The sequence below is a fragment of the Xenorhabdus khoisanae genome (assembly GCF_001037465.1).
GTDB classification, from domain to species: domain Bacteria; phylum Pseudomonadota; class Gammaproteobacteria; order Enterobacterales; family Enterobacteriaceae; genus Xenorhabdus; species Xenorhabdus khoisanae.
Map to the genome: position 1 here is coordinate 1 of NZ_LFCV01000110.1, position 9655 is coordinate 9655.

Sequence of the window (9655 nt, forward strand, 5' to 3'; positions counted from 1 at the left end):
AAAATGAGGATTGGCTGAAGCGAGCCATTTCTCATTTTTTTAATTTTTCTTTCCATATTGATGATTTCCAGACATTAGTTATTTCTTATACATAACAAAAACTTAACACTTTTCTGTTTTCTTTTTTGGAATTTATTTCCCTGTTTTTCTTATCTTTAAATAAACTTAATTTATTGATTTGATTTGGTTAATTTTTAAATTAAAAAATAATGGAAATCGTTTTTGATTTATTTTTTTAATTGATTAATCTTAATCGGGTTGAGCATTTAAAAGACGAAAAGAGGGGAGTATGCAGCAGATGTTAACAACCCAGTTGACCTTTATGAAGCCTTTTGGCGAGGCAGAGAATCAGGTATTATCACCTGAATCTATTGGTTTCTTAGAAGATTTGATTGTTGAATTTTCTGGCAGGCGTGAAAAATTATTGGGAGAACGCATTGAATGGCAGAAAAAAATAGATGACGGAATGCTCCCAGATTTTATTTCGGAAACATCTTCCATTAGAGATGGGGATTGGAAAATACAGGGAATACCTGACGATCTCAAAGATCGCCGAGTCGAAATAACAGGTCCTGTAGAACGTAAAATGGTTATTAACGCCTTAAATGCAAATGTAAAAGTATTTATGGCGGACTTTGAGGATTCATTAGCGCCTGCATGGGATAAAGTTATAAGCGGGCAAATCAACTTACGAGACGCTGTCAATGGCACTATTTCATATACTAATGAGCAAGGTAAGCGTTATGAATTGAAACCAGATCCCGCAGTATTGATTGCTCGGGTCAGGGGATTGCATCTGTCGGAAAAACACGTGCTTTATAAAGGCGAAGCGATTTCGGGGGGATTATTTGATTTTGCCCTTTACTTCTATTTGAACCATAAAAAACTGCTGGAAAAAAACAGCGGTCCTTATTTTTACCTGCCGAAAATACAGAGTTACCACGAAGCTCAATGGTGGAATGATGTTTTCAGTTTTACAGAATCACGTTTCAATTTGCCAAAAGGTACTATTAAAGCCACGGTTTTGATTGAAACGCTGCCTGCTGTGTTCCAGATGGATGAAATTCTTTACTACTTACGTCATCACATTGTTGGCCTCAATTGTGGGCGTTGGGATTATATTTTCAGTTATATCAAAACATTAAAAAATCATGCTGATCGTGTCTTGCCGGATCGCCAGTCTGTTACGATGACACAACCTTTCTTGAGTGCCTATTCTCGCTTGTTGATTAAAACCTGCCATAAACGCGGTGCGTTTGCGATGGGGGGGATGTCGGCATTTATTCCCAGCAAAGATCCTGAACAAAATCAGCAAGTGTTGGATAAAGTCAGGTCTGACAAAGAGTTAGAAGCTAATAATGGTCACGATGGCACATGGGTCGCGCATCCGGGTCTTACAGATATTGTCATGATGGTCTTCGATGCCAAATTGGGAGAACGCCAGAACCAATTGACAGTTTTGCGTGAAGAAGATGAAACAATTACGGCTGCACAGTTGCTTGCGCCTTGTTCGGGAGAAAGGACTGAAGAGGGAATGCGCGCGAATATTCGTGTCGCTGTTCAGTATATAGAAGCATGGATTTCGGGTAATGGATGTGTACCGATTTATGGCTTGATGGAAGATGCTGCTACGGCAGAAATTTCTCGCACCTCTATTTGGCAATGGATTCGGCATGAAAAATCGCTTTCCAACGGTAAAAAGGTAACAAAAGAACTCTTCAAGGAAATGCTCAAAGAAGAACTTGAGGTTATTAAGCAAGAGGTTGGGGGAGTTCGTTTTGATCAGGGGCGATTTATAGAAGCTTCAAGCTTGATGGAAAAGATTACCACACAGGATGACTTAATTGATTTCCTGACGTTACCTGGTTATCAGTTATTAGATTAATTTAAAAACAATAATGGCAAAAATATCCGATTAATTAAGAATAGGAAGCAGAACATCATGACCATGTCCCGGACACAACAAATCGCTCAATTAGAACAAGAATGGAAACAACCGCGTTGGGAAGGCATTACTCGCCCGTATAGTGCTGAGGATGTCATTAAATTGCGTGGTTCACTTAACCCTGAACACACTTTAGCGCAAAGGGGAGCGAAAAAGTTGTGGGAATTGTTGCATGGCAAATCCAAAAAAGGTTATGTGAACGCACTTGGGGCGCTGACGGGAGGTCAGGCTCTTCAGCAGGCTAAAGCAGGTATTGAAGCGATTTATCTTTCCGGCTGGCAAGTTGCGGCGGATGCAAATACAGCTTCAAGTATGTATCCCGATCAGTCATTGTATCCTGTTGATTCTGTACCGAATATCATCAAACGTATCAATAATAGCTTCCGTCGGGCAGATCAAATCCAGTGGTCGAATGACATCGATCCAGACAGTCAGGAATACATTGATTATTTCCTGCCGATTGTTGCGGATGCAGAAGCCGGGTTCGGTGGAGTATTGAACGCATTTGAACTGATGAAAGCGATGATTGAGGCAGGAGCGGCTGCGGTTCATTTTGAAGATCAATTGGCTGCGGTGAAAAAATGTGGGCATATGGGGGGGAAAGTTTTGGTTCCGACCCAAGAAGCCATTCAGAAACTGGTAGCTGCACGTTTGGCGGCGGATGTATCTGGTGTGCCAACGCTATTAGTCGCGCGTACTGACGCAGATGCGGCCGATCTTCTGACCTCGGATTGCGATCCTTATGACAGCGAATTCATTACAGGCGAGCGGACTTGTGAGGGTTTCTACTGCACTCGCGCAGGGATTGATCAGGCCATCAGCCGTGGTTTGGCTTATGCTCCTTACGCCGATGTTGTCTGGTGTGAAACTTCTACGCCAGATATTGAAGCCGCTCGTCGTTTTGCCGAAGCCATCCATGCAAAATACCCGGGTAAGCTGCTGGCTTATAACTGTTCTCCGTCTTTCAATTGGAAAAAGAATCTGGATGATAAAACTATCGCCAGCTTCCAAGAACAGTTGTCTGCAATGGGCTATAAATTCCAGTTCATCACGCTGGCGGGTATACACAGTATGTGGTTCAACATGTTTGATTTGGCCTACGATTACGCCCGTGGCGAAGGTATGAAACATTATGTTGAAAAAGTACAGGAACAAGAATTTGCTGCTCTTGAACGTGGTTATACATTCTCTTCACACCAGCAGGAAGTGGGTACGGGATATTTTGATAAAGTAACTACAATTATTCAGGGAGAGGCTTCTTCTGTTACTGCTCTGACAGGATCAACAGAAGAGCAACAATTCTAAATTTGTTATTTCCATTCCATTGATATTGTTGGGGGATTCCAAAAGGAATTCCCCTTTACGTGCCAAATAAGGTGGCTAAATATGGAAATAGATCTCGCACATTTAATTGCACAAACCATTTTGCAAGGATTTGATGCACAATATGGTCGATTCCTCGAAGTCACGTCAGGCGCACAGCAACGCTTTGAACAAGCGGATTGGCATGCGGTTCAGCAAGCCATGAAAAAGAGAATAAATTTGTATGATCACCACGTTGGCTTGGTAGTCGAACAGTTGAAGCGTATTCACAGTTCATTGCAGCAGGATGAGGATTATATCGCTGGAATCAAAGCTGTTTATACCCGGTTACTGCCCGATTATCCCCGTTTCGAAATTGCAGAAAGCTTTTTCAATTCGGTTTACTGCCGTTTGTTTCAGCACCGTAATTTGAAGCCAGAAAATTTATTTATCTTATCTTCTCAGCCAGCTTGTCGTTTTCGTGAGATCTCTCGCCCTTTATCACGGGATTTTTCCCCGAATGGCTGTCTCGCTTCCATGTTGCGAATAATCTTAAGTGATCTGCCATTGCGTCTTAACTGGGAAAATTTAGAGCGGGATATTTGTTACATCACGCAATACTTACAGAATACATTTCCCCAACACGATTTACTGCACGCGACATTCCAAATTGCCAATGAGTTATTTTATCGTAATAAAGCGGCGTGGTTAGTAGGAAAAATAAAAATGGGAACAGTCACTTACCCATTTTTACTACCCATTCATCATGATGAATCAGGAGAGATTTTTATCGATACCTGCTTGACCAGTCACGATGATGCCAGCATTGTTTTTGGCTTCGCTCGTTCCTACTTTATGGTTTACGCGCCTTTGCCAGCCGCTTTGGTAGAGTGGTTACGTGAGATCTTACCGACAAAATCCACGGCTGAGTTATATATGGCAATTGGTTGCCAGAAACATGGTAAAACAGAATATTACCGTGAATATCTGGCATTCATTAATTCTTCCCAAGAACAGTTCACGATTGCACCGGGTGTTAAGGGCATGGTGATGCTGGTTTTTGCGTCTTCCTCTTTTGACCGCGTATTCAAAGTGATTAAAGACAAATTTGCGCCACAGAAAGAAGTTACCCAAGAGCGGGTGCAGGAATGCTATCGTTTAGTCAAAGAACATGATCGTGTGGGAAGAATGGCTGATACACAGGAATTTGAAAATTTTGTCATTGATAAACGCCATATCAGCGCTGAATTAATGGAGGAATTGCAAAAGGAGATACCGGAAAAATTCGAAGATTTGGGCGATAAGATCTTGATAAAACATCTTTATATGGAACGTAAAATGATGCCGCTGAATATTTACATGGAACAAGTCAATGAAGCGCAATTGAAAGATGTTATAGAAGAGTACGGAAATGCGATTAAGCAGTTAGCCGCAGCAAATATTTTCCCCGGCGATATGTTGTTTAAAAACTTTGGCGTTACGCGCCACGGTCGGGTCATTTTCTACGATTATGATGAGATCTGCTACATGACCGAAGTCAACTTTCGGGATATTCCTCCACCACGTTATCCGGAAGATGAATTGGCTAGTGAGCCTTGGTATAGCGTGGCTGTTAACGATGTTTTTCCGGAAGAATTTCGGCATTTTTTATGCACAGACAAACGTATTCGAGGTTACTTCGAAGAGAGCCACAGTGACCTATTCAAAGCGGATTACTGGCGGGCATTGCAAGAGCGTATAAAAAACGGGCATGTGGAAGATGTCTTTGCTTATCGCCATAGACAGCGATTCAGCCAGCGTGATGAAGTGAATTAAATAGAAAATATACGGAAATTATAAAATAGTTAATTTCCGTACTAAAAATATTAAATAAGCAAGTTACGCTTTGGCTCCTGCAATTGCAGTACGTGCCAATTCCGTAATTTGGGCATAATCCCCTTTTTTCAATGCCTCGCTTGGTACCAACCATGATCCACCAATGCACAGAACACTATTTAATGCTAAATAATCACGATAGTTTTCAGGAGAAATACCACCCGTTGGGCAGAAGCGCACTTGTGGGAATGGGCCGGCAATCGCTTTCAATGCCTTAACTCCACCATTCGCTTCTGCCGGGAAAAATTTGAAGCATTTCAGGCCATAACTCATCCCCAGCATCAACTCAGAAACGGTAGAGATCCCCGGAATAAGAGGAATTGAACCCGAAGTTGCCGCTTTTAACAATTCTTCAGTTAATCCTGGACTGATGGCGAATTGAGCGCCGGCTTCGGTGACAGTAGCCAGTTGTTCAGGATTAATAACCGTGCCTGCACCGATAATCGCTTCAGGAACTTCTTTAGCAATAAGGCGGATAGCTTCTACTGCACATTCCGTTCTTAATGTCACTTCCAAGACCCGAATTCCGCCGGCAACCAGTGCTTTTGCCAAAGGAACGGCGTGTTCAATCTCATTGACAACAATGACAGGGACGACAGGGCCATCAGTCAGGATATTTTCTGCGGTTGTTTTCCAGTTATTCATTAGTTGTTTCTCTCGTTAAATCAGAACACAAGGGATTTAAAATCCCTCGCTTATTAAAATGTAATGCAACATGCCCCTTGTTCTGCACCTGAAAGTTGGGTTCTCAGTGCGCCAAAGAGTTCACGGCCGCAGCCAATATGCCCTTCACTTAAATCTGGCTGATACGGTGTTCTTTGTGCCAATTCCTGCTCATCAACCAGAAGCATAAGCTCTCCGGTACGACCATCAACACGGATCAAATCACCATTTTGTACTTTTGCCAGCAATCCGCCTGTTCTGGCTTCTGGCGTGACATGAATGGCTGAAGGAACTTTACCGGAAGCGCCGGATAAACGGCCATCAGTGACTAAAGCAATTTTAAAACCACGATCCATCAAAACGCCCAGTGGTGGCATCAACTTATGTAATTCTGGCATACCATTCGCTTGCGGGCCTTGATAGCGGACAACCACAACGCAGTCACGATCCAGCTTGCCAGCCTCAAAAGCAGGGGCGATATCATGCTGGCTATTAAAGACCACTGCGGGGGCTTCAATGACTTGATTATCCACCGGAACCGCAGAAGTTTTCATAACTGCACGGCCAAGATTTCCGGTCATGACTTTCGTACCACCGTGACGCTCGAAGGGGTGTTCAATGCTGGCAATAACATTGTTGTCCAATGAAGAGAAAGCACCTTCACGCCATGCTAACTGGCCTTCATTAAGCCACGGTTCTTGAGTATAACGTTCCAGACCAAACCCGGCGATAGTATTGACATCACGGTGCAATAAGCCTTTTTTCAGTAACTCGCGGATAACCAGCGTCACCCCGCCGGCAGCTTGAAATTGGTTGATATCTGCTGGCCCATTTGGATAGATGCGACACAGCAGAGGAATAACTTCTGACAATTCAGAAAAATCATCCCAATTAATAATGATCCCTGCGGATCTTGCCATGGCAACCAAATGCATGGTCAAGTTGGTTGATCCTCCGGTAGCCAGTAGTGCAATAATGCCATTAACGATGACTTTTTCATCGACCACCTGACCCAATGGAAGATAATTACCTGAAGTTTCAGTCAGACGTGTGATCTGACGTGCGGCGGCATCATTTAAGGCTTCACGAAGCGATGTATCTGGATGGACAAAGGAAGCGCCCGGTAAATGCAGCCCCATTATTTCCATCACCATTTGGTTTGAATTCGCTGTGCCGTAAAAAGTACAAGTTCCGATACTGTGATAAGACGCCGCTTCAGCTTCCAGCAGTGCTTGTCGATCAACTTTACCTTCGGCATAAAGCTGGCGAACGCGAACTTTCTCTTTGTTTGGCAAACCACTGGCCATTGGCCCTGCGGGAACAAAAACAGCAGGCAAGTGCCCGAATGACAAGGCAGCCATGACTAAGCCCGGTACAATTTTGTCGCAAATACCCAGATACAGAGCGCCATCAAACATATTATGTGAAAGCCCAACGGCAGCCGACATTGCAATGATGTCACGGCTAAGCAGGGATAACTCCATGCCGTCCTGACCTTGTGTCACGCCATCGCACATAGCGGGAACCGCACCAGCGACTTGACCGATCGCACCAACTGCGCGCAGAGAATCTTTTAATTTTTGTGGATAGTCTTCATAAGGCTTGTGGGCGGAGAGCATATCGTTGTAAGAAGAGATAATGGCGATGTCATTATGCACCATATTTTTCAGTGCGATTTTTTCATCATTCTGACAGGCTGCAAAACCATGAGCCAGATTACCGCATGCCAGTTGTGCGCGGTGGACAGTTTTTGAACGAGCGGCTTCAATGCGTGCCAAATAATGGCTGCGAGTCTCTTTTGAGCGTTCAATGATACGCTGTGTAATACGCGCGACAGTTTCGTTGGTAGCCGTGCTGTTCTGGTTTGTTGTCATGATAATTGCTCCCGACACCACAATGGAATGTGACTATTGTTTCATTGTTACCGGTAACATTGTTAATGCAATAATCAGAGGATGCAATCAACTTTCGCCGACTATGCATTTTATCTGTGATCTACATCAATTTTTAAAGCTGAAACGTAACAGCTCGTCAACAAATCAGCTTTTTAGATGGGTTTCGGCAAAAATTATTTAATTCCACCGTATTCTCGGCTGACAGCTTTTGCCGCGCGCATAACAAGAGCACCGAGTTCAATGACTCGATCATCAGAGATGCGTGATATCGGGCCAGAGATAGAAATGGCGGCAAAGGCTTCATGATGTTCATCATAGATACAGGCGGCAATACAGCGTAATCCCAACGCATGCTCTTCATCATCAAATGAAAATCCCTGTTTGCGGATTTGCTCCAGATTTTCTGTTAATGCTGCGGCGGTAGTACAGGTGTGCTGAGTATAGGCGTGCATACCTTTTTTATGCAGTAATTGAAGCCGTTTTTGTTCCGACAATGTGGAAAGAAGAGCTTTACCGGCACCGGAAGCATGCATCGGCAGCTTACCACCAATTGGAGCTGACATACGCATCAGCGCATTACATTGCACCTGATCGACAATCACCGCTTCATATTCATCAAGATTGAGAATGGCAAGATTGACGGTTTCACCGGAATCTTCCATTAACTGACGAAGAATAGGGTGAACCAGCACCATCAAATTGCGGCTTTGTAGGAAACTACTGCCGACAACAAAAGTATGAGAAGCAATCACCCACAAACCCAGATCGCCAATTTGACGAACAAAACCATGTTGCTGCAAAGTCGTTAAGAGGCGATGAGTGGTGGAGTTGGGCAAGCCTGCTTGGATCGCCAGATCAGTCAGGGCAACACCGACAGGTGAATCGGAAATATATTCCAAAAGTGTCAGGCCTCGGCTTAAAGACTGAACTTGGCCGCTTGCAGCGGCACTGCTTGTTGTCATTTTAGTTTTTTTTGTACGTTTATTGGCAACTGCTGTACTCATAAGATGCCCTCTGGATGATAATCGGTTTGCAGCAATGATGGCTGCAATGGACACAAAATGGAACTTATTTTCGTTTTCTTATTATGAATGATAAAGCGGAGGAAAACACATCCGATGTGTTGGTAGTAAATATTTGAGTGAACAGGGACAAACTTACGCAGGCTCAGAGCGTAGGCCAGATACCAGCGAACACACTGAGCGATGATATCAATAGGGTCATGCAGGCGTTTGAACGCATTTAGGATAAGGGACATCGTCAGTCACCAAAAAATGACATGCTATCCGAATATGGCTTAATGCGACAAAACCGTTTGAAAGGCCAGCTTAATGCTGGCCTTTTCTTCAATCATCTTCACTGATTAATTTAGTATTAAATTCTTTTTTTATTGGTGATTTAATGTGCTCCATATCCCTAATGTTTTTTTGTACAGCAATGGAACCGAATAAACACAAGAAAAAAGCAATCCCATAAAATCCTTTTTCACTTGGCAATAAGTCAGCATTAAACAAACCAATAGCCATTAATGCTATAGAGGCAAAAAAAGTGATAACACAAGCAATATAATATGTTTGTGTTGTAGGTATATTATCAATTTTATCTCTTACTGTTTTTTGTATTGAAATTGAAGAAAATAACCCTAAAAGGAGTATTGCAAAATAATATCCTTTTTCATTTAATTGCATATCTGAACGCCAAAGCCCTGCGAGGTAAACACCTATCCCACCAATCACAGCAATCCAAGAAATTAAGTTAAAGGCATTAAATCCTGTAAATTCATTATTTGACGAAGCGCTATCCTTCACAAAAATTATCTCCATAAGTTAAATTTAAACTATCCTATACCTGAGTGATTAAACTTAGGAACTACTTAATCTTATAAGACAGTGTTATGTTAAAAAACCTATTAATGGCAGGTTTTTCTTCTGTAAGTTTACTGACTATTTTTCTCTTGAGCCTTTAAATACGATGC

The 9655-nt window shown here is 42.8% G+C and carries 7 protein-coding genes and 1 pseudogene; 3 read left to right on the forward strand and 5 right to left on the reverse strand.

The genetic code is table 11. The features are described 5' to 3' along the window. Positions 1-289 precede the first annotated feature (289 nt). The 3 genes from aceB (at position 290) to aceK (ending at position 5062) form a co-directional block, all read left to right on the forward strand. Positions 290-1885 (forward strand): malate synthase A, encoded by a 1596-nt coding sequence (aceB, locus tag AB204_RS15240; protein ID WP_047964227.1) that lies wholly within the window; start codon positions 290-292, stop codon positions 1883-1885. A 57-nt stretch (positions 1886-1942) separates the two neighbouring features. Beyond that, complete coding sequence (gene aceA, locus AB204_RS15245; RefSeq protein WP_047964228.1) at positions 1943-3250, forward strand: isocitrate lyase; 1308 nt, start codon at positions 1943-1945, stop codon at positions 3248-3250. An 81-nt stretch (positions 3251-3331) separates the two neighbouring features. Next, positions 3332-5062: a bifunctional isocitrate dehydrogenase kinase/phosphatase gene (aceK, locus tag AB204_RS15250; RefSeq protein ID WP_047964229.1), complete on the forward strand. Its 1731-nt coding sequence runs from the start codon at positions 3332-3334 to the stop codon at positions 5060-5062. Between the two features lie 63 nt (positions 5063-5125). Here the strand turns inward: aceK and AB204_RS15255 are convergent, their stop codons facing one another. The 5 genes and pseudogenes from AB204_RS15255 to yiaA all read right to left on the reverse strand — a co-directional run bounded on the left by AB204_RS15255 (position 5126) and on the right by yiaA (position 9488). Beyond that, a complete protein-coding gene (locus AB204_RS15255) occupies positions 5126-5767 on the reverse strand; it encodes a bifunctional 4-hydroxy-2-oxoglutarate aldolase/2-dehydro-3-deoxy-phosphogluconate aldolase (RefSeq protein ID WP_047964230.1) in 642 nt (213 codons plus the stop codon). Positions 5768-5820: 53 nt separating this feature from the next. Beyond that, complete coding sequence (gene edd / locus AB204_RS15260; protein ID WP_047964231.1) at positions 5821-7659, reverse strand: phosphogluconate dehydratase; 1839 nt, start codon at positions 7657-7659, stop codon at positions 5821-5823. Between the two features lie 194 nt (positions 7660-7853). After that, positions 7854-8684 carry a glyoxylate bypass operon transcriptional repressor IclR gene (iclR, locus tag AB204_RS15265; protein ID WP_047964232.1) on the reverse strand — a complete coding sequence of 277 codons (831 nt, stop codon included), beginning with the start codon at positions 8682-8684 and terminating at the stop codon, positions 7854-7856. 155 nt (positions 8685-8839) lie between these two features. Next, a pseudogene (locus tag AB204_RS22455) lies at positions 8840-8938 on the reverse strand (IS6 family transposase); the annotation flags it as partial. Positions 8939-9026: 88 nt separating this feature from the next. Further along, complete coding sequence (gene yiaA, locus AB204_RS15275; RefSeq protein ID WP_235428102.1) at positions 9027-9488, reverse strand: inner membrane protein YiaA; 462 nt, start codon at positions 9486-9488, stop codon at positions 9027-9029. Positions 9489-9655: the final 167 nt, after the last annotated feature.

What these genes read in the sequence shown, in the direction of transcription:
- aceK (WP_047964229.1), top strand. Translation starts at nt 3,332, where the DNA reads ATGGAAATAGATCTCGCACATTTAATTGCACAAACCATTTTGCAAGGA.
- edd (WP_047964231.1), bottom strand. Translation starts at nt 7,659, where the DNA reads ATGACAACAAACCAGAACAGCACGGCTACCAACGAAACTGTCGCGCGT.
- AB204_RS15255 (WP_047964230.1), bottom strand. Translation starts at nt 5,767, where the DNA reads ATGAATAACTGGAAAACAACCGCAGAAAATATCCTGACTGATGGCCCT.
- aceA (WP_047964228.1), top strand. Translation starts at nt 1,943, where the DNA reads ATGACCATGTCCCGGACACAACAAATCGCTCAATTAGAACAAGAATGG.
- aceB (WP_047964227.1), top strand. Translation starts at nt 290, where the DNA reads ATGCAGCAGATGTTAACAACCCAGTTGACCTTTATGAAGCCTTTTGGC.
- iclR (WP_047964232.1), bottom strand. Translation starts at nt 8,684, where the DNA reads ATGAGTACAGCAGTTGCCAATAAACGTACAAAAAAAACTAAAATGACA.